This is a genomic window from Gammaproteobacteria bacterium, assembly GCA_015709615.1.
GTDB lineage: Bacteria > Pseudomonadota > Gammaproteobacteria > Burkholderiales > Nitrosomonadaceae > Nitrosomonas.
In genome coordinates, this window is the sequence record CP054179.1 from 3,098,429 (window position 1) to 3,117,746 (window position 19,318).

At 50.1% G+C, this 19,318-nt stretch carries 18 protein-coding genes; 11 read left to right on the forward strand and 7 right to left on the reverse strand.

Annotated features, from left to right (window positions below; translation table 11 throughout):
- Nucleotides 1-68: 68 nt before the first annotated feature.
- The 3 genes from htpG (at nt 69) to xerD (ending at nt 3,538) form a co-directional block, all read left to right on the forward strand.
- A complete protein-coding gene (gene htpG / locus HRU77_14820) occupies nt 69-1,979 on the forward strand; it encodes a molecular chaperone HtpG (GenBank protein ID QOJ21840.1) in 1,911 nt (636 codons plus the stop codon).
- A 157-nt stretch (nt 1,980-2,136) separates the two neighbouring features.
- Nucleotides 2,137-2,640, forward strand: a complete 504-nt coding sequence (locus HRU77_14825; GenBank protein ID QOJ21841.1) for a methylated-DNA--[protein]-cysteine S-methyltransferase — start codon at nt 2,137-2,139, stop codon at nt 2,638-2,640.
- Nucleotides 2,627-3,538 (forward strand): site-specific tyrosine recombinase XerD, encoded by a 912-nt coding sequence (gene xerD / locus HRU77_14830; GenBank protein ID QOJ21842.1) that lies wholly within the window; start codon nt 2,627-2,629, stop codon nt 3,536-3,538. Before HRU77_14825 ends, xerD begins: the two co-directional genes overlap by 14 nt.
- An 18-nt stretch (nt 3,539-3,556) precedes the next feature.
- On the opposite strand, the gene HRU77_14835 is transcribed toward xerD, so the two are convergent.
- Together HRU77_14835 and HRU77_14840 are read right to left on the reverse strand one after the other, a co-directional pair.
- Nucleotides 3,557-4,030: a disulfide bond formation protein B gene (locus tag HRU77_14835; GenBank protein ID QOJ21843.1), complete on the reverse strand. Its 474-nt coding sequence runs from the start codon at nt 4,028-4,030 to the stop codon at nt 3,557-3,559.
- 24 nt (nt 4,031-4,054) lie between these two features.
- Nucleotides 4,055-4,732, reverse strand: coding sequence for an IS1595 family transposase (locus HRU77_14840; GenBank protein QOJ21844.1), 678 nt, complete (start codon nt 4,730-4,732; stop codon nt 4,055-4,057).
- A gap of 200 nt (nt 4,733-4,932) precedes the next feature.
- Here HRU77_14840 and HRU77_14845 point away from each other — a divergent pair, with 200 nt between their 5' ends.
- Nucleotides 4,933-5,274 (forward strand): hypothetical protein, encoded by a 342-nt coding sequence (locus tag HRU77_14845; GenBank protein ID QOJ21845.1) that lies wholly within the window; start codon nt 4,933-4,935, stop codon nt 5,272-5,274.
- 24 nt (nt 5,275-5,298) lie between these two features.
- Here the strand turns inward: HRU77_14845 and HRU77_14850 are convergent, their stop codons facing one another.
- Nucleotides 5,299-5,673 (reverse strand): DUF423 domain-containing protein, encoded by a 375-nt coding sequence (locus HRU77_14850; GenBank protein QOJ21846.1) that lies wholly within the window; start codon nt 5,671-5,673, stop codon nt 5,299-5,301.
- Between the two features lie 61 nt (nt 5,674-5,734).
- Nucleotides 5,735-7,087, reverse strand: coding sequence for an exodeoxyribonuclease VII large subunit (locus HRU77_14855; protein ID QOJ21847.1), 1,353 nt, complete (start codon nt 7,085-7,087; stop codon nt 5,735-5,737).
- A 356-nt stretch (nt 7,088-7,443) separates the two neighbouring features.
- Between HRU77_14855 and HRU77_14860 the strand changes: the two genes are divergently transcribed.
- The 4 genes from HRU77_14860 to HRU77_14875 all read left to right on the forward strand — a co-directional run bounded on the left by HRU77_14860 (nt 7,444) and on the right by HRU77_14875 (nt 12,088).
- Nucleotides 7,444-8,052, forward strand: coding sequence for a MotA/TolQ/ExbB proton channel family protein (locus tag HRU77_14860; GenBank protein ID QOJ21848.1), 609 nt, complete (start codon nt 7,444-7,446; stop codon nt 8,050-8,052).
- Between the two features lie 306 nt (nt 8,053-8,358).
- On the forward strand, nt 8,359-9,183 hold the full coding sequence (locus tag HRU77_14865; protein ID QOJ21849.1) for a VacJ family lipoprotein: 825 nt from the start codon (nt 8,359-8,361) through the stop codon (nt 9,181-9,183).
- A 143-nt stretch (nt 9,184-9,326) separates the two neighbouring features.
- On the forward strand, nt 9,327-11,324 hold the full coding sequence (gene shc / locus HRU77_14870; protein ID QOJ21850.1) for a squalene--hopene cyclase: 1,998 nt from the start codon (nt 9,327-9,329) through the stop codon (nt 11,322-11,324).
- Entirely contained in the window at nt 11,321-12,088 is a 768-nt protein-coding gene (locus HRU77_14875) for a phosphorylase (protein ID QOJ21851.1), read from the forward strand. The genes shc and HRU77_14875 overlap by 4 nt, the downstream gene beginning before the upstream one ends.
- On the opposite strand, the gene HRU77_14880 is transcribed toward HRU77_14875, so the two are convergent.
- The 3 genes from HRU77_14880 to HRU77_14890 all read right to left on the reverse strand — a co-directional run bounded on the left by HRU77_14880 (nt 12,071) and on the right by HRU77_14890 (nt 14,704).
- Nucleotides 12,071-13,843, reverse strand: coding sequence for an ATP-binding cassette domain-containing protein (locus tag HRU77_14880; protein ID QOJ21852.1), 1,773 nt, complete (start codon nt 13,841-13,843; stop codon nt 12,071-12,073). The genes HRU77_14875 and HRU77_14880 overlap by 18 nt on opposite strands.
- Nucleotides 13,844-13,897: 54 nt before the next feature.
- A complete protein-coding gene (locus HRU77_14885) occupies nt 13,898-14,347 on the reverse strand; it encodes a hypothetical protein (protein ID QOJ21853.1) in 450 nt (149 codons plus the stop codon).
- 75 nt (nt 14,348-14,422) lie between these two features.
- On the reverse strand, nt 14,423-14,704 hold the full coding sequence (locus HRU77_14890) for a peptidylprolyl isomerase (protein QOJ21854.1): 282 nt from the start codon (nt 14,702-14,704) through the stop codon (nt 14,423-14,425).
- 134 nt (nt 14,705-14,838) lie between these two features.
- Between HRU77_14890 and HRU77_14895 the strand changes: the two genes are divergently transcribed.
- The 3 genes from HRU77_14895 (at nt 14,839) to HRU77_14905 (ending at nt 19,141) form a co-directional block, all read left to right on the forward strand.
- On the forward strand, nt 14,839-15,504 hold the full coding sequence (locus tag HRU77_14895) for an ABC transporter ATP-binding protein (protein QOJ21855.1): 666 nt from the start codon (nt 14,839-14,841) through the stop codon (nt 15,502-15,504).
- A complete protein-coding gene (locus HRU77_14900) occupies nt 15,501-18,041 on the forward strand; it encodes an ABC transporter permease (protein ID QOJ21856.1) in 2,541 nt (846 codons plus the stop codon). Before HRU77_14895 ends, HRU77_14900 begins: the two co-directional genes overlap by 4 nt.
- Before the next feature lie 71 nt (nt 18,042-18,112).
- Complete coding sequence (locus HRU77_14905) at nt 18,113-19,141, forward strand: carotenoid 1,2-hydratase (protein ID QOJ22205.1); 1,029 nt, start codon at nt 18,113-18,115, stop codon at nt 19,139-19,141.
- Nucleotides 19,142-19,318: the final 177 nt, after the last annotated feature.

Consider the following 19,318-nt stretch of genomic DNA (forward strand, 5'->3'; position numbering starts at 1 on the left):
GTTATTTCACTATCTTGATTTTCTTATTGTAATCCCCACATTAAAGCAAAACATTTGAGGAGATTAATGTGCAAGCTGAAACAAACAAAGAACACTTAAACTTTCAAGCGGAAGCGAAACAATTATTAAGATTAATGATTCATTCCTTATACAGTAATAAGGAAATTTTCTTGCGTGAATTGATTTCAAATGCATCGGATGCAGCTGATAAATTGCGCTTTGAAGGTCTTACCGATGCTGCGCTGTATGAATCAGATTCCGATCTTAAAATTCGTGTGAGCTATAACGCGAACGAACGGACGGTGACCATTTCGGATAACGGTATCGGTATGTCGCGACAAGAAGTCATCGATCATATTGGAACCATTGCGAAGTCGGGGACGCGTGAATTCTTTAACTCTTTAACCGGTGATCAAGTCAAAGATGCGCATTTGATCGGTCAATTCGGTGTCGGTTTTTATTCCGCATTTATTGTGGCCGATAAAGTTACCCTGATTACCCGGCGGGCAGGATTGACTGCCGAGCATGGTGTATGCTGGGAATCCAGCGGTGAGGGTGATTACACGTTGGAAACCGTCGAGAAAACAGCCAGAGGCACGGACATTATTTTGCATTTGCGCACCGATGAAGATGAATTTCTTAATGGCATGCGAATTCGTAACATCATTCGTAAGTATTCCGATCACATTACGTTGCCTATCGTAATGAAGAAAGAAGAGTGGTCGCAAGATGAAAAGAAAAATAAAATTACCGATGAAGATGAAACGATAAACCAAGCTAATGCATTATGGGCGCGCCCTAAGAGTGAAATAACCGTTGAGCAATACAATGAATTTTATAAACATGTAGCGCATGATTTCGAGCCTCCGTTGGCTTATTTGCATGCACGTGTAGAGGGCAAGCAGGAATATACGCAGCTTTTGTACATTCCGGCGCGCGCACCTTTCGATTTATTCGATCGTGAGCGCCGGCATGGAATTAAATTGTATGTGCAGCGTGTATTCATTATGGATGATGCGGAAAAGCTACTGCCGAACTATCTGCGCTTCGTGCGTGGTGTAATCGATTCGAACAATCTGCCGCTGAATGTGTCGCGCGAGATCTTGCAGGAATCTAAGGATATCGACTCAATCCGAGCTGGTGTAGTCAAAAAAGTGCTGGGATTGATCGAAGACTTATCCAAAAATGAGGACGAAGAAGGGAAAGAAAAATACAAAACTTTCTACCGGGAGTTTGGTCAGGTTCTTAAGGAAGGTGTCGGTGAAGACTTTGCCAACCGCGAGCGTATCGCGAAATTGTTGCGTTTCATTACTACGCACAGCGATACTGATGAACCGGTTGTTTCACTCGATACTTATGTGCAGCGCATGAAAGAAGGTCAGAAAAAAATTTATTACGTGACTGCCGATAATCTGAAAGCTGCACAGAATAGCCCTCACCTGGAAGTTTTCCGCAAGAAGGGTATTGAAGTGTTATTACTGTCTGATCGTATTGATGAATGGCTAGTGAGTAATTTAACCGAGTTTGATGGAAAACCGCTGCAATCAGTCGCAAAAGGTGGCTTGGATTTGGGCGATCTGGAAGATGAGGCAGAAAAAGAAGAGCGTGAAAAAGAAACTACCGCCTTCCATGAGCTGACAGAAAAAATGAAACAAACGCTCAGCGAGCAAGTAAAAGATGTTCGTGTTACTTTCCGATTAACCGAATCACCGGCTTGCTTAGTTGCGGATACGTATGATATGGGCGGAAATCTTGAGAGATTACTGAAATCCGCAGGACAGAAGGTGCAACATGCCAAACCGATCCTCGAAATCAATCCACATCATCCGATGGTACAGCGATTGAAGACCGAAGTCGAAAATTTCGAGGATTGGAGTCATTTACTATTCGGTCAAGCTTTGCTGGCGGAGGGAGGGCAACTTGAAGATCCGGCCGCATTTGTAAGAAGACTGAATGAATTGTTACTGCTGAAATCCTGAAGTTGATAAAGTTTTTGTGCCTCCAATAAATCTTCCGGCATAAGCCTGATGAGGCCGGAAGATTCAAGAATCGCTTGAAACTTCTACTCAGTTCGACTGTCCATTTCTTGCATACAAAAACATTGAACAATTTTAAAGATAAGCATTCAGGTAGACAGTGGGTAGATCAAAAAAAAATCAGATTGCGGATATAACCGAACCCTATCAAGCAAAGCTGCTGGCGCCGTTTGCTGTACTCGGTATTAAAACAGAAGAAGATTGGCTTACGGCCATAGATTATTTGCCAGTCGATACGCCGACACTCGCACCGCAGACCTTGCTGGCGAAAGAAGTATGCAGACAGTTGCAAGCTTATCTGGCGGGACCAGATTTTATATTTGATCTGAGTTTGCATATCAGCGGAACAGCGCATCAACAGCGCGTTTGGCAAGCTATTCAGGAAATTCCAAGCGGTAAAACAAGCAGTTATGCAGAAATTGCAGTGCAATTACACTCCGCTCCTCGAGCAGTAGGCCGGGCATGCGGCGCCAACCGGATACCGATCATCATACCGTGCCATCGGGTTATTGCTAAGAATGGCGGATTAGGAGGTTTTATGAATGCGAGTGATGGTGATCCCCTTGAGATCAAACGTTGGTTATTGCGTCATGAGAGCACCTGAACTTAATGCTGGTTTGCTGGATGAGTTTTCCGATGCCTTATGGCTGGAAGATGGTTTGTCGCGTAACACACTCGACAGTTATCGCAATGATTTGCAACTTTTTAGCGAATGGCTCAGAAAACGCAATCAAGATAACCGGATATTGACTGACGCGACTCATACCGATCTGCTTGAATTTTTGGCTTCCAGAGTTTCCGCCAAGATCAAGGCCAGTACAACCAGCCGCGAATTATCCAGCCTGAAGCGTTTCTATCGTTTCTTATTGCGCCAGGGAAAAATTACCACGGACCCCAGTCTCAATATTGAAACACCCAAATTGCAGCGCAGCTTACCGGAAAGTCTGACTGAGAAAGAAGTTGAGCTGCTACTGAGTGCTCCCGACTTACAACATCCGCTTGGCTTGCGTGATCGTGCCATGCTGGAAGTTTTATATGCCAGCGGATTGCGCGTATCGGAGTTAATCAATTTGAAGTACTCGCAGGTCAGCATGGATATGGGGGTTTTACGCGTCATGGGCAAAGGTAGAAAGGAGCGTCTTGCGCCACTGGGGGAAGAGTCTCTCGAATGGCTAAGCCGCTACACCAAAGAAGCCAGACCCTCACTGTTGAACGGTATTGTTACCGATACCATTTTTGTGACAGCGCGTGGTGCGGCTATGACACGCCAGGCGTTTTGGTACTTGATTAAGCGCTATGCGCAAGTCGTTGGTATTGAGAAGCAACTATCCCCGCATACTCTGCGACATGCCTTTGCCACGCATCTATTGAATCATGGTGCTGATTTGCGCGTTGTGCAATTGCTGCTGGGACATGCGGATATTTCCACTACGCAAATTTACACCCATATCGCGCGTGAACGCCTGAAACAGTTGCATGCTAAGCATCACCCCCGTGGTTAATCAAGCAGCGATCACGGATCATCTTTTAGCTAACAGTACATAAAACGCCAGACTCCCAAGGCCCATAAAAGTAATCAACGACCAATCGGGGATGGTGAGCGATAGGAACTGCCAATCAATAGTGGCGCAATCGCCGTTGGCTTCGAACATCTCAGGCCACCAGCCGGCAATCGGTAAGGAATTCAGAAAAGCTTCCTCCGGACTGATACCGCATTCGAATGCTTCCGGATACCGTATCAACCACGCATGCCGCGCGGCGATGATTGCGCCTGTCAGGGCAAATCCGCACAGCAAGAAACCATAAATACGGCGCCCGATTACTTTGGGGTTATGAAGGAACGCGAGCAAAGCGGTTAATCCCAATAGCCAGTAAGCAACGCGTTGCGCTACACACAACGGGCAAGGGAGCAATCCTTGCACATGCTGCAAAAATTGTGCATAGCCTAGCAGACCGATACAGCAAAGGAGAATCAATAAAAATAGTAGTCGCATTTATTTTGTTTGGGTCTTAGGAAGTTAAAGCGGGTTTAAACGTAACAATTTAAGAATTTCATGATAGAGATTATCACGGCGATGATTAAAACGAAATTCGGTTTCTTTCAAGTGCAGGTAGAAAGTATGTTCGGGCACACCATTGAACTTGGCCAAACGTCTTTTAGCAAAACTCCAGAAAGACTCGATACCATTAATATGCCGCTCGCCACTGGCAAACTCATTGTCACCATGGTGAACCCTGAAGTGCTTATCAAAGCCGATATCGACCAATCCGTCATAACCACGCCATCCATCGGAATGGATTACGGTATCGGGCGCTACATGCCCACGGATAATGGCTTGCAATGTCGCTTTAGAGCAATCTGGAACAATCTCTGTATAAACTTTTCCTTGGCGTTTAAGCACACCAAAGACTATTGTTTTGCCATAAGCGCCCCGCCCCCTTTTACCCCTGACTCGCTGGACACCAAAGTAAGACTCATCAACTTCTACAGAACCTTGCAGAGGGGATTCAAGTTCGCAATTCTGGGCAATTCGCTGTCGTATTTTAAGATAAATGGTATTGACGGATCGGATAGAAATGCCGGTCAATTGGGCTGTGTCAGTAGCAGTAAAATCCATCGAAAAACATCGAATAAGTTGCCTGAATTTTGCTTCTCTGATTCGAGAACGAAAATAGTATCTGTTTTTAGCATTCATCTCAGAAAGTTAGCACACTTTAGTAAGTGCTTAACTTCCTAAGACCCTTTGTTTTTTCTTTAATCGGTTGGATCGCTCAGTTTATCCATTAAGCGTTTATGGATTTTAGATAGTTTGTTATCATCAGAAGAATCAGCCTGACTGATGTTTATAGTAGCACTGGAGTTTACTTTTCACTGACTTAATTGAGGAGATTTGCCATGCGAACAACGATACTGACCATCACTTTGATTACTGCCGCATTATTTATTTCCGGTACATCCCTCGCAGAATTGGGGAAAATGGATAAAGCCGAAGCGCAAGCTAAAACCAAATTCGATCATATCGGATTGGCTGAGATGTATGAAAAAGAAGCTAATGAAATGAATGCGAAAGCCAAGGAACAAAAGGTGTTACTGGAAGAATATAAACAGCATAGCGAATATTACGGGCGAGAAGGCCAAGATTTCCAGTCGCATCACGAAGCTTTATTGCGGGAATATTCCAGAGCGGCTGAGCGTAATAAGGAAATGGCTGCTTTACACCGGAAAATGATCAAGTAAACTGAAATAATACTGCCGGTCATTTCATTTCTCTTTCCAAATAGCATAAGCAAGCAATAACCAAGCGGTGAGAAATGAAACGCCGCCGAATGGCGTGATCATGCCGAGTCCGCGCACGCCTGTTATGCTCAGTACGTAAAGGCTAAAGCTGAATAATACGATACCCGCCATCATTAGCCAGCCGGATACCGGCATCAGGCGGGATTTTGGAAAATGCAGCAATAGTAAGCCGATGACGATGATGCCAAAAGCGTGATAAAAATGATATTGCACGCCGGTATGATAAACCGACAGCATGTCGGCTGATATAACCCGCTTCAGTCCGTGCGCACCGAAAGCGCCCAAGGCGATGCATAAAACCGTATTCAAGGTACCCAGTATGAGAAAAGTTTTCGGCATCGGCGATCCAGTCCTTCTTGTTCTTGTGAAATAAGGTAATTATTGTGTGAGAGTGCGTGCTTCAGGAGTTCTTCGTTTTTGTGACATCCGCTTCGCACATTCCGTGCGCGAATTTTACCTGAATTCGATCACCGCAATGAATTTGTTTGCTGTCGCGGATGATGGTGTTTTGCGCGGTGTACGTGATGCTGTATCCACGCTCAAGTACCGATTGCGGATTCAAATGAGATAGCTGTGCCTGCACATGTTGAAGCCGGATTGATAGGGACTCGAAATGACGGATATACGCAGAATTGAATCGAGCAGCCATTTCTTTTTGTTGCTCTTCAATTCGAGCGATATTGGGACTTGCCGCCGCCAATCGTTGATTAAATTCGAGTAATTTCCACAGCTTTCTTTCCAACTGATGGCTGCAAGTTTTCATCAACCGGTCTTGCAGATGGTGCAGATGAATGGATTGCTGTCTGATACGATCACCTGGATATATCAAGCGGTGCGACAATATATCGATCTGTTGCATGGCATTCTCTATACGATGTAACATGGCGCGAGCTAACCGCAATTGCAGGGCGTTCAAGCGCTGGCTTAATTCCTTATGATCCTTGCTTGCCATTTCAGCCGCCGCCGTTGGTGTGGGGGCGCGGACATCGGCGGCAAAATCCGCGATGGTAAAATCCGTTTCGTGACCGACGCCGCTGATCACCGGAATTGTGCTGCCAGCAATGGCGAGTGCGACGATTTCCTCGTTGAATGCCCATAAATCTTCAATGCTGCCACCGCCACGACATACGATCAGCACATCGCATTCAGCGCGTTGATTGGCGGTTGTTATTGCTGTGGCGATCAAACCGGCTGCAGCTTTTCCCTGAACTAAAACAGGGTAGAGAATAACCGGCAAGGATGGCATGCGTCGTTGCAATGTCGACAGAACATCGCGCAACGCGGCCGTATCCGGGGAGGTGATGATACCGATTTGCGTGGGGAAGGCGGGTAGTGGTTTTTTCCGCGCCGGATTAAACAATCCGGCTTTATCCAGCTTTGCCTTAAGCTTCTCGAAGGCTTCGAACAATTCTCCTAAACCGGCGCGCCGCATCGTTTCGACATTGAGCTGAAAATCACCGCGGGGTTCATAGAGAGTAACCAGCGCCAGCACTTCGACTTGCATGCCGTCTTTCGGTTGCCAATCCAGATACTGATGTTTGTGACCGAACAACACGCAGCGGATTTGCGCATTGGAATCCTTGAGTGAGAAGTACCAGTGACCGGACTGATAGCACTTCAAATTCGAGACTTCACCTTTTACCCATAGCAACGGAATGTTCTGTTCTAGGAATTGCTTGGTGTTGCTATTCAGCTCACTGACTGTAAGTACTGTACGCGCAAGGTTCGCTGATGGAAAAGGGAGAAGATTCATGATGGGCGCATGCCATTATTTGCATGATTTATTGGAACTATACCAGTGTAATGCGTAGCTCTCAAAGCGTGCTGTTACTGTATATAAGTGACTGTTTATTAAAAATAATTGTGTAAGATTAAAAAATAATCAAGAGAAAAAAAATGTTTGGATTTGGTCACTTAATTCTTATATTGATTACATACTCACAGACTTATCCACAGAAATTGTGGATAGAAAGCCGGTTATTTTTGCAGCAAATTGAGTATTGCGATACTGTGCATGCTGAGTCGGCTACTTAGTTATAGAATATAATTGAAAAATTTAGGAAGGCACAGAATGATACCTGGATCTAAAGTAAGTGAGGAGATTATCACGTGTTATCGTTAATTCAAGCAGCCGGCTGGCCGATCTGGCCAATCATCATTGCTTCCGTCGTGGCCTTGGGCATTATCGGAGAACGTATGTGGACATTGCGATTGAGTGTTATTGCGCCGAAGGAATTGCTTCCGAGGGTGCTAAATGAATATAAGCGCAATGGCGTGAATCCCGAAATGCTGACACGCTTGCAAAAGCACTCTCCGCTGGGGCAAATTCTTGCCGGTGGACTTAAGAATGTCAAAAGCACACGTGAAATCATGAAAGAGTCGATCGAAGAGTCCGGTCGGGTGATTGCACACGATCTGAATCGCTATCTGACAACATTGGGAACGATTGCCGCACTGAGTCCTCTGATGGGTCTGTTTGGCACTTTGGTTGGAATGATTGAGATTTTCGGATCGAATTCGCCCACCGGCAGCAATCCGACACAGCTCGCTTACGGAATTTCCGTCGCTTTGTATAATTCCGCCTTTGGGATACTGGTAGCCATTCCCAGCATGATTTTTTACCGCCACTTCCGTGCGAAAGTCGACGATATCGTCATAGAAATGGAATTGCAGGCATTGAAGCTGGTTGAAATGGTGCATGGCGAACGGGAAACCTGAGTGAGTCTATAAATTTGTGCGCATGGCTTGTAGTGCATATCTTCAATCGAAGCATCGAAGAGAGTATCTTGCCACGAGGCTGGAATGACAAATGCCGCGAAACATGATGCCAACGTAGTAGTGTATACTTCGGTTCAGTCAATTTGGACTTGAAATATAAGCAGGAACAGACAGGTAAGCGGAAAGGTGAATGTTTTCTGTTGCCCTTTGATCGCGGAGTCTGGAGATCGCGAAGTCAAACTGAATTAAGTGATAGTCAATGGTTTTCTTAGCAAAAGATTGGCAGGCTGATTGCTTTATACGTACATGAACGAGAACAGGGGTATTTTGAGAAACACAAATCCGATCACAAATCATAGCTACCTGATTGTTATTTTGTTGTTTGTTTGTATTATTGTGCTGCAAGGTTGCGCATCGGTGCCGAAAAATGGTGATCTGGAAACGGATCCGGTTGATCCGCACGAAAAGATTAATCGTGCTTCTTACGATTTTACCGATAAAGTGGATCGGACGGTGTTCGTGCCCATTGTGAACGCCTACATCGATTATGTTCCGAATGCTGCGCAGCGGTCCATTGGCAATTTCTACGATAACTTGTCTTACCCCAATGTCATGTTGAATTCTTTTCTGCAGGGCAAGGTAAAGCAAGGTGCTTCCGATACCTTACGTTTTTTTGTGAACTCAACCGTGGGAATGCTCGGACTTTTTGATATGGCATCGCACATGGGATTACAGAAGAATGATGAAGATTTTGGTCAGACACTCGGAGTATGGGGTGTGGATCCCGGGTCTTACTTGTTCATTCCCCTTGTCGGTCCGAGCAGCGAACGTGACGTAACCAATATCCCCGTAGGTATTTTTACCAATGTATTATTCTATGCCGGTCTTGCGGTCGGATCATACTTTGCGGCTCCTTTGACTATCCTGGGTGCTATCGATAAGCGTGCGCGCTTGGTGGGGGCAATGCGAATTCGCGACGAAGCTGCAATTGATCCCTATTTGTTCGTGCGCGAAGCCTCCATGCAACAACGTGAATTTCTCGTGCACGATGGCAGACTGCCGTTGGACCTTTATGACTCTGAGCCTTTTCAGGATAATCCTTTTGAGAAAGACGGGAAAAAGAAAAAATAATGAATACGAATTATCGTCTCGTGTCTGTTTTTATAAACTATTTACCAGAAGCTGTTTGTATGTAAAATCAAAATCAGCCTGAACGGTAGCGAATGAATTATCCATTGGGGAATTTGTAACGTAATATAAGTGCTTAGGAATATATGAACGGATCTCAAAGAATAGCGGCTGTATCGCAACAACAAGATGATTTTACGGTTAACGATGAAGCACCTGAATCGTATACAGCGCCAGCCCTGAACCAGGATGGAATCAATGCGGCCGAGCTGGAGACGAAGTTTGCTCAAGCGCGTGCGGCCATGCTGGCATTACAGAATCCGGATGGACACTGGTGTTTCCCGCTCGAAGCCGACTGTACCATTCCGGCCGAATATATTTTGATGATGCATTTCATGGATGAAATCGACGTCATTCTGGAAAACAAAATCGCCCGTTTCATCCGCGATAAGCAGGATATGACGCACGGTGGCTGGCCGCTTTATTATGGCGGTGCGTTCGATATCAGTTGTACGATCAAATCGTATTATGCGTTGAAGTTGGTAGGTGATTCGACCGATGCTCCGCACATGGTGCGCGCACGCGAAGCAATCCTGCAGCGCGGCGGGGCGGCCAAAGCGAATGTCTTTACCCGTTTGCTGCTTGCCATGTATGACCAGATTCCGTGGCGCGGCGTACCGGTGGTGCCGTCGGAGCTGGTATTGCTGCCAAGCTGGTTTCCTTTTCATATCAGCAAGGTTTCGTATTGGTCGCGCACGGTAATGATACCGCTGTCCATTCTGTGCACCATGAAAGCGCGTGCGATCAATCCGCGCAAAGTGAATATCCGCGAATTGTTTATCGTGCCGCCGGAAGAGGAAAAAAATTATTTTCCCAAGGCGGATACGCTGTTGAAGCGCGCTTTTATGCTGGTCGAACGTATCTTGTCGCGCTTCGAACCGAAACTCCCGCAATCGATTCGGCAGTATTCGATTCGTAAAGCTGAGCGCTGGACGCTCGAGCGCTTGAACGGTGAGTGTGGTATCGGTGCCATTTTTCCGGCCATGGTCAATGCGCACGAAGCGCTGACCTTGCTCGGCTATGACTATGATCACCCGAGCCGCGTGCAATGCCGTAACGCGCTGCGCGGATTACTGGTCGACGAAGGCGAACGTTCCTGGTGTCAGCCGTGCACATCGCCGGTCTGGGATACGGTATTGACAAGCCTGGCGCTACAGGAAGATCCCACGACCGGCCAGGAACCGGTGTTGAAGGCGCTAGATTGGCTGGTCGACCAGCAGGTTTTGGATGAACCGGGCGATTGGCGCGACAAGCGCCCCGATCTGCTGGGCGGTGGCTGGGCTTTCCAATATGCCAATCCGCATTATCCGGACCTCGACGATACGGCTGCAGTGGCTTGGGCATTAGACCAAGGAGGGGCGGAGCGACATCAGCAGTCGCTGGAACGAGCAGCCAACTGGCTCGCGGGTATGCAGTCGCGCAATGGCGGTTTTGCCGCTTTCGACATTGATAATGTCCATCACTATTTGAATGAAATTCCTTTCGCCGATCACGGTGCGTTGATCGATCCGCCGACCAGCGATGTGACGGCGCGCTGCGTCGGTTTGCTGGGAAAATACGGTAAACATCAGCGTGAAGTTTGGCGCGGTATCAGCTTTTTACTGCGGGAACAGGAGAAAAACGGCTCCTGGTTCGGGCGCTGGGGCACCAATTATATTTATGGTACCTGGTCGGTGCTGGAAGCCTTCCGGCTGGCCAAGTTCGATATGCAGCATATATCGGTGCGCCGCGCCGTGAAGTGGCTGGAATCGGTGCAAAGAGTGGATGGCGGCTGGGGGGAAACCAATGATTCTTATTTGGATACTCAACTGGCAGGCCGGTTTACTGAAACCAGCACCGCGTTCCAAACCGCGTGGGCGGTGTTGGGTCTCATGGCGGCGGGCGAAGTGCATAGCGAACCGGTACGCAGAGGCATCCAGTATCTGCTGCGCAACCAGTGCGACGATCATTTGTGGGAAGAACCCTGGTTTACCGCACCTGGCTTCCCGCGCGTCTTTTATCTGCGCTATCACGGCTATTCAAAATTCTTTCCGCTGTGGGCATTGGCGCGTTATCGGGTTTTAACAAGAGAGGTCGGCAATTGAAAATCATCGGCGTTGTTTCGGCGCTAAAATCCGAAGCCAGCTGCTTATTGGAAAAACAGAACTTTCCGCTTTATCAGGTGGTGGAGATCGGGGAAAGAACTTCATTATGTCTTAGCAGCATCGGCAGCAAGGCGGCGCGAGGGGCGGCGTTGAAATTGCGCGAGCGCGACATTAATGCTCTGGTCAGTTTCGGTGTTGCGGCTGCTGTGAATAACGAATTGATTCCTGGTGATCTGGTGTTGCCGGAGGCGGTTACGATGAACGGTGAGGTCCTGCCGGTGGATTTGGAATGGCGTAACCGGCTGGCGGGCGTGATGTCAAAACAGCTGACGGTTGCCGGTGGAATTCTGGCGTCTTGCGAGGAACCGCTAACTTCAACCGAACAAAAACTGGCGCTGGGTGAAGCAACGGGCGCTTGCGCGGCGGATATGGAAACGGCGGCGATAGCAAAAGTGGCAGCTGAGGCCGGTATTTCGTTTCTTGCCATCCGCGCGATTGTCGATCCTATCGAGTTTTCTCCGCCGGAAGCATTGATGAGCGCAGTCTATCCGGATGGCAGCGTGGATGCGGTTCAGTTGATTAAATTAGTGCTGAACGGTTCCATATCGATCAAAACGCTGATCCATCTTGGGCTTGGCATGCATGTGGCGCGCTCCGCGTTGATTGAAGTCGTGCAAAGAACCGGACTGACTTTTGCCAGCGACTACATGCCTTCTTACCGTAATCTTCAGGAACATCAGAGTCAGTCAATCAATAACGAGTGATTGGAATTGCAATGCAGCCAGTTGCGAGTACAGCGGACTGGATTGCAGCAATTGCGCATGTGTTCCTATCGCTTCCAGCCGCCCGTGATTGAGCACAGCAATCCGGTCTGCGGATTGCACGGTTGCCAGACGGTGCGCGATGACCAGCGTGGTACGATTGCGCATCAACTGCTGCAACGCTTGCTGCACCCAATGCTCGCTTTGCGCGTCTAGCGCGCTGGTGGCTTCATCCAGCAACAAAACCGGCGCATCGGCCAGAATCGCCCGGGCAATGGCCAGACGCTGTTTCTGTCCACCCGATAAACCCAATCCGGAATCCCCCAGGTGTGTTTGATAGCCTTGCGGCAATTGACAGATAAACTCATGCGCGTATGCGGCAATAGCGGCTGCTTCTACTTCCGCATCACTGGCATTGGGATGGGCGTAGCGCAGGTTGTCGCCGATGGTGCCGTAAAATAGCGCCGGATTTTGCGACACCAGCGCAAAGCAGCGGCGTAACGCAAACAGATCGAGGTTGCGGATATTGACGCCTTCCAACTTAATGAAACCGGATTGACTGTCAAAGAAACGCAGTAACAGGTCGAACAACGTTGACTTGCCCGCACCGGAAGGACCGACCAATGCGAGTGTTTCACCTGCCCGGACCGTCAAGGTCAGATTGTCGATGGCTAGGATATCGGGGCGGGAAGGGTACGCGAAGCACAGTTGATCGATGGCGATATTTCCTGATACGTTGGTTAGAGGCTGAGGGGTTTCCGGCGACTGAATCCGGTTCGGCGCTTGCAACAATTCTACCGTGCGCTCGGCGGCACCGGCGGCACGCTGTAATTCGCCGATGACTTCCGAAATGGAAGCAACAGCGGAGCCGACAATGACGCTGTAGAAAACAAATGCCGCCAATTCGCCCGCGCTGATTCGTCCTTCGATCACATCCAAGCCGCCCACCCACAGCATCACACCGACCGCGCCCATCACCAGCAGAATGACCAAGGTGATCAGTAATGCGCGTTGCAGCGTGCGTTGCTTGGCGACAGTAAAAGCTTCCTCGACCTGGCTATGAAAAGTACGCTGATCGATGGGTTGGTGATTGTAGGCTTGCACGGTTTTGATCTGACCGAGCACCTCGCCGACATAAGCGCCGACTGCGGCGATTTTATCCTGGCTTTGGCGCGACAACTGCCGTACACGACGGCCATAAATCACGATAGGAATCACCACCAGTGGCACACAAATCATCACCAGTGCAGTCAGTTTCGCATTGGTAATAAACAGCCAGACGATGCCGCCGATCATCATGATTAGATTACGTAATGCAAACGATATCGACGAACCGATGACGGTTTGCAGCAACGTCATATCGGCGGTCAGACGCGATTGGATTTCGAGGCTGCGGTTTTCCTCGAAAAAACCGGGATGCAGATGAATCAGATGGTTGAAAACCCGGCTGCGGACATCGGCAATCACCCGCTCACCCAGCCAAGTGACCCAGTAATAACGTGTAAACGTGCCGATGGCTAAGGCAATCACCAGCAGCAGAAACATACCGACATACTGACTCAGCAATTCTTTGGATTGCGTGGCAAATCCCTGGTCGATCATCAACCGGATGCCTTGCCCGATCGACAACGTGATCATGGCAGTGAATAACAGCGCCAGCAAACTGTAGATAACCTGACGCCGGTACGGCGCAATGAACTGCGCTGCTTGTTTTATCGCCTGCCAGCGCGTTTGCGTGTTTTTTCCGGAATCTGTCATGAATTATTCCCGCAGAACTGCGGGCAATGCTGAAATCACTGTGAATTGCAAAAATTAGTCTTGAGAAGCCGTTTTGTTCACAAATCCGGCGATGAGCAATATCCAGGCTACGATCAAACCAAGGATTGCCGGGATGTGCGTCAGTTTTACAAACTGCTCTTGCCACACGGTACCTCCGATCGCGACAGCCTCTTTAGCGGCTATGGAAAGAGATTCCGAGGTGCCCCACCAGGCATTGGCGATTTCGGAAATAACCGTGAGCCACGTCAAACAAACCGCAACCAACATGACCAGAGCCGAGCGTGCGCTGACCTTATGCGGCAACGTAAGAAGCAATACTGCCATCAAAATGAACAACATGCCGTTCAGTACCGCTTGGATGTGCGCGCTCAGGGCCAATCGCGGAAAAGGCGTATGCGGTATCACTAGCCCCCAGACGATGCCGGCCAACACCAATGCCAGACCGTGGATCAGGATTTGTCTTGCTCGAGTTTGCACGCTCATGCTGTCTCTCCCGGGGGGCTAACTTGTTTGCGGCAGCGCTTTTGGGATTATCTCAAAGCACAAAAACCGGTAATACTAGTCATTCCGTTTCGTCACTTCCACCAAATGATACCCAAATTGCGTTTTAACCGGGCCTTGCACTTCGCCGACCGGTGCGCTGAATACGACGGTGTCGAATTCCTGAACCATTTGCCCGCGGCCGAACTCTCCTAAGTCACCGCCCTGTTTGCCGGATGGGCAGAGTGAATGTTGCTGCGCGATTTCGGCGAAACTGGCGCCGTTTGCGATTTCCGCTTTCAGGTTGTTACATTGTTCTTCGGTTTTGACCAAGATATGACGTGCGCTGGCTCGTGCCATGGGGTTCTCCTGTATTTATCAAAAATAATTTTTCGTACGTGATACATTTAAGCACAGATTGGCGTGCTGGTTGAAGCATTGTGCCATTTTTACGTGGAGAGGATTTGATGAATTTTTGTGTGGTGCCAGTGTAAATGCTTGAGTTAATCAATGTCAGCAAAGCGTATGCCGGAGGGCGCAGAGTGCTGGCCGGTTTGAGTTACACACTGAATGCCGGTGAGTATGTTGCGATCATGGGCGAGTCGGGGGTCGGTAAGTCGACCTTGCTGAACTTGATCGCCGGGCTGAATGCGCCGGATTCGGGTGAGATTCGCATTAACGGTGTGGCGATTTCTTCACTCGGCGACGATGCCGCGACGCAATTGCGGCGCGAGCAGTTCGGGTTTGTTTTTCAGGCGTTTCATGTGCTGCCGCACTTGACGCTGGCACAGAATATCGCGTTACCGCTGCTACTGAACGGTAAAAGCACGGAACGTGTGCAACAGATGCTGGAACAAGTCGGATTGCAGGGGCGTGGCGATGATTTTCCGCGCCAGTTGTCCGGCGGCGAATTGCAGCGCGTGGCGATTGCGCGCGCGCTGGTACACCGGCCCAAATTAGTGCTGGCGGACGAGCCGACTGGAAACCTCGATCCCGATACTGCGCATGAAATCCTGCAGTTGATGCGCACCGAAATCAAAGCCAACGGCGCGATGGGTATTCTGGTGACGCATTCGCACGCTGCGGCTGCGACGGCGGATGGGGTGCTGAATTTGACCAAGGACGGTTTGCAACCGGCCAAATCGGGCGAGATCGTATGAAAGTGGCGGTGTTATCGCGCTGGCTGTTGACCGGTGAGTGGCGCGCGCACTGGCTGCAAGTAAGCGTGGCGCTGATCGCCATTGCCATCGGCGTGGCCATGGCGTTTTCCATTCATTTGATCAACACTGCTGCATTCAACGAATTTTCCGCTGCCAGTAAAAGCTTATCCGGGCAATCGGATTTGCAGGTGCGTGGGCGCAAAGTGTTTTTTGACGAAGCGCTGTACCCTGTGCTGGTCAAACACGACAGTGTTGCGGTGGCGAATCCGGTGCTTGAATTCGATGTTGCGATACCGGGCAAAGAGCAAAACAGAAACGATCACAAACTGAAAATCATCGGTACCGACATGTTCCGGGCGGTGCAGGTCTCGCCTGATTTGCTTGGCTTGACCGAAGAAGGAAAAACGCTCGACCGGCTGGCGGACGATGCGATTTTTCTGTCACCCGCCGCGATGGAATGGTTGCAAGTCGAGCAAGGCGATGCACTGCAGTTGCACGCCGGATTGCAGACCATCACGCTGCGTGTGGCCGGGGGCTTGGTGCGTGCGCGGGCAGGGCAGCGCATTGCGGTGATGGACATCGGCGCGGCGCAGTGGCGCTTTCAACATCTTGGTGTGTTGTCGCGTATCGAGTTGAAGCTGAAGAATGGCGTCAATCATGAAGCATTTAAAGCCAAACTGGCCGATGAACTGGGCGGCGCGTATTGGGTGACTGAGATCGTGGATCAGGAAAAGCGCATCGCGAATATGTCACGCGCTTATCGCATCAATTTAAACATGCTGGCGTTGGTGGCGCTGTTTACCGGCACGTTTCTGGTATTTTCCACGCAGGCGCTATCGGTCATCCGGCGGCGGCAGCAATTTGCGTTGCTGCGCGTGCTGGGGTTTACGAGGCGGCAATTGCTGCGGCAGATCGTGACTGAAGGCGGAATTCTGGGGGTGACCGGCTCGTTGTTCGGGGTGGTGCTGGGTTATGGAGTTGCGGTGCTGGCAATCCGTTTGCTGGGCGGCGATTTGGGCACCAATTTTTTTCCAGGCGTTAAACCGGGCATTCATTTCGATCCCTGGGATGCAGCGCTATTTTTTGCCGTGGGCTTGGTCGTGACGCTGCTGGGCAGCATCATTCCGGCTTTGGAGGCGGCGCGTGCCAAACCGGCAGTGGCCTTGCGCTCCGGCAGCGAGGATACGGCGATGGCGAAATTATCCGTGCCGTGGTTTGCGCTGATTTGCTTGTCAGTTGCAGCGATATTCACGCAATTGCCGCCGGTTTTCGAGTTGCCTATTTTCGGTTATCTAGCTATTTCTTTGCTGCTGATCGGCGGCATTGCGCTGATGCCGCGTTTGACCGCAGGGTTCTTTTCTGTTTTATCGACTCGATGGCAGCAGCGCCGGATCGGTGTTGTGTCCACGCTGGCGCTGGCGCGTCTGGCGAATGCGCCGAATCAGTCCGCCATCGCGCTGGGCGGCATATTGGCGAGTTTCAGCTTGATGGTGGCGATGGCGATCATGGTGACGAGTTTCCGTATCTCGATCGATCATTGGCTGGGGCGTGTGCTGCCGGCCGATTTGTACGTGCGCGCTGCGGCCAGCGGCGATTTGCAGGGGGAGGCGCAACAGGCGATTGCCGGGCTGCCCGGTTTCGACCGGGTGGATTTTTTTCGCACCCAGCAACTGACGCTGGATGCCAATCGCCCGGAAATCACGCTGTTCGCCCGGCCTGTCGATAAGGTGGATCCCCGCAACACATTGCCGTTGACGGATGACATGATCGCCCCCGGAGCACTGCCGGAAAATGCCATGCCGGTGTGGGTGTCGGAAGCGATGGTGGATTTATACGGCTACCGAGTTGGGGAGAAAGTGATGTTGCCGGTCGGCGCAACACCCAGTGAATTTCTGGTTGCCGGGGTATGGCGCGATTACGGACGTCAATTCGGCGCGATTCAGATGCAATTGGCCGATTATCAGGCATTGACCGGCGATTTGAGCATCAACACCGTGGCGCTGTGGGTGCGGCCGGGTGTCAGTATCGATGTGGCTATTGCCGGATTGCGCCAGTTGCCCTTCGGTGGCGCATTGGAGATATCGCGTTCGAGCGATATGCGCGCGTTGAGTCTGGAGATTTTTGACCGCAGTTTTGCGGTTACGTATTTGCTGGAGCTAATTGCCGTGGTGATCGGCCTGCTTGGTGTGGCGGCGAGTTTTTCTGCGCAGACGCTGGCGCGAATCAAAGAGTTCGGCATGTTGCGGCATATCGGCGTGATGCGGCGGCAGATTCTTGCGATGCTGGCGGCGGAAGGCGGTTTGCTGACCGCGTTGGGTATGGTTCTGGGGTTTGTATTGGGGTGGAGCATCAGCCTGATTCTGGTTTTTATCGTCAATCCGCAATCCTTCCATTGGACGATGGAGTTGCATCTGCCGTGGAATTGGCTGGCTATGATCGCCGTGATCATGCTGGTTGCGGCGGCGTTGACGGCATTGCTGGCCGGACGGCGGGCGATTTCCGGTGAAGTGGTACGCGCGGTGAAGGAGGATTGGTAATGAAGCGTTGCACGCTTTTTAATGCGCACAGCTTGATTGTGTTCGTATTGACGTTGATTGGGTTTTGCGGAATGGAGGTGCTGGCCGAGTCGAGCCGGTTGAAACCGGTCACGCCGGACTACAAGCTGGTGTTTCCGCAAGATTACGGCGCGCATCAGGATTTTCGCATCGAATGGTGGTACATCACCGGCTGGCTGCAGACCGAAGATAGGAAGCCGTTGGGCTTTCAGGTGACTTTTTTCCGTTATGCGACTGATCAGAATCGCGATAATCCCAGCCGATTTGCCGCAAAATATCTGATCATCGCGCATCTGGCGTTATCCGACCCGGCTACCGGCAAACTGATGCATGAAGAAAAATCGTTACGTGAGGGATTCGATCTGGCGTATGCCAAGGAAGGCAATACCGATGTGAAACTGGACGATTGGACGTTGGTGCGGGAAGTGGATGGACGCTACCAGATTGATATGCAGGGCAGCGATTTCGGTTTACGGCTAGCGCTGACGCCAACACAAATGGCGATGCTGCAAGATCAAAACGGTTTCTCGCGCAAAGGGCCGAAACCGGAGCAGGCAAGCTACTATTACAGCGAACCGCATTTGCAAGTGACCGGCGCCGTGTTGCGCAACGGCAAACCGGTTAAGGTCACAGGCAGCGCTTGGCTGGATCATGAATGGTCGACGGCCTATCTCGATCCCGATGCGGATGGCTGGGATTGGACCGGTGTCAATTTGGATGACGGTTCGGCATTGATGGCTTTTCAGATCCGCCGCAAAGGCGGCGGTAAAGTTTGGGCGTATGCCGCACTGCGCGATGCGAGCGGCAGTATCCGTTTTTTTGCGCCGGAAGAAGTGGAATTTACGCCGATTCGCACTTGGCGATCGCCGCATACGGAAGCGATTTATCCTGTCGCCATGCATATCCGCACAGCCGAAATCGAATGGCGGCTCACGCCGTTGCTGGACGATCAGGAATTGGACTCAAGCCAATCAACCGGCTCGATTTACTGGGAAGGTGCCGTGACTCTGACCCGGGATAATCAACCGGCTGGGCGCGGCTATCTTGAATTGACTGGCTATGCAAAGCCTTTGACGCTATAAATAGATTCTTTTCATTGAATGAAAGTCGCGCGTGATCGCTTGCTTAATCAGCGGTATGAATGAGATATTCTGCTGATTTCTTGGGTTTTTATAATAAAAATAGGGTGTACTCAATTTCAATACTTTCATTGTTGTTAAATGTGAGTTAGAATCAGTGGGCGCAATAATCTGAATGGT

Bases quoted from the DNA above. Each gene is read 5' to 3' on its own strand.
- HRU77_14880 (QOJ21852.1), bottom strand. From the start codon at position 13,843: ATGACAGATTCCGGAAAAAACACGCAAACGCGCTGGCAGGCGATAAAA.
- HRU77_14885 (QOJ21853.1), bottom strand. From the start codon at position 14,347: ATGAGCGTGCAAACTCGAGCAAGACAAATCCTGATCCACGGTCTGGCA.
- HRU77_14900 (QOJ21856.1), top strand. From the start codon at position 15,501: ATGAAAGTGGCGGTGTTATCGCGCTGGCTGTTGACCGGTGAGTGGCGC.
- HRU77_14845 (QOJ21845.1), top strand. From the start codon at position 4,933: ATGCGAACAACGATACTGACCATCACTTTGATTACTGCCGCATTATTT.
- HRU77_14855 (QOJ21847.1), bottom strand. From the start codon at position 7,087: ATGAATCTTCTCCCTTTTCCATCAGCGAACCTTGCGCGTACAGTACTT.
- HRU77_14835 (QOJ21843.1), bottom strand. From the start codon at position 4,030: ATGCGACTACTATTTTTATTGATTCTCCTTTGCTGTATCGGTCTGCTA.
- HRU77_14865 (QOJ21849.1), top strand. From the start codon at position 8,359: ATGAACGAGAACAGGGGTATTTTGAGAAACACAAATCCGATCACAAAT.
- HRU77_14905 (QOJ22205.1), top strand. From the start codon at position 18,113: ATGGAGGTGCTGGCCGAGTCGAGCCGGTTGAAACCGGTCACGCCGGAC.
- HRU77_14895 (QOJ21855.1), top strand. From the start codon at position 14,839: ATGCTTGAGTTAATCAATGTCAGCAAAGCGTATGCCGGAGGGCGCAGA.
- shc (QOJ21850.1), top strand. From the start codon at position 9,327: ATGAACGGATCTCAAAGAATAGCGGCTGTATCGCAACAACAAGATGAT.
- HRU77_14850 (QOJ21846.1), bottom strand. From the start codon at position 5,673: ATGCCGAAAACTTTTCTCATACTGGGTACCTTGAATACGGTTTTATGC.
- xerD (QOJ21842.1), top strand. From the start codon at position 2,627: ATGAGAGCACCTGAACTTAATGCTGGTTTGCTGGATGAGTTTTCCGAT.
- HRU77_14840 (QOJ21844.1), bottom strand. From the start codon at position 4,732: ATGAATGCTAAAAACAGATACTATTTTCGTTCTCGAATCAGAGAAGCA.
- HRU77_14890 (QOJ21854.1), bottom strand. From the start codon at position 14,704: ATGGCACGAGCCAGCGCACGTCATATCTTGGTCAAAACCGAAGAACAA.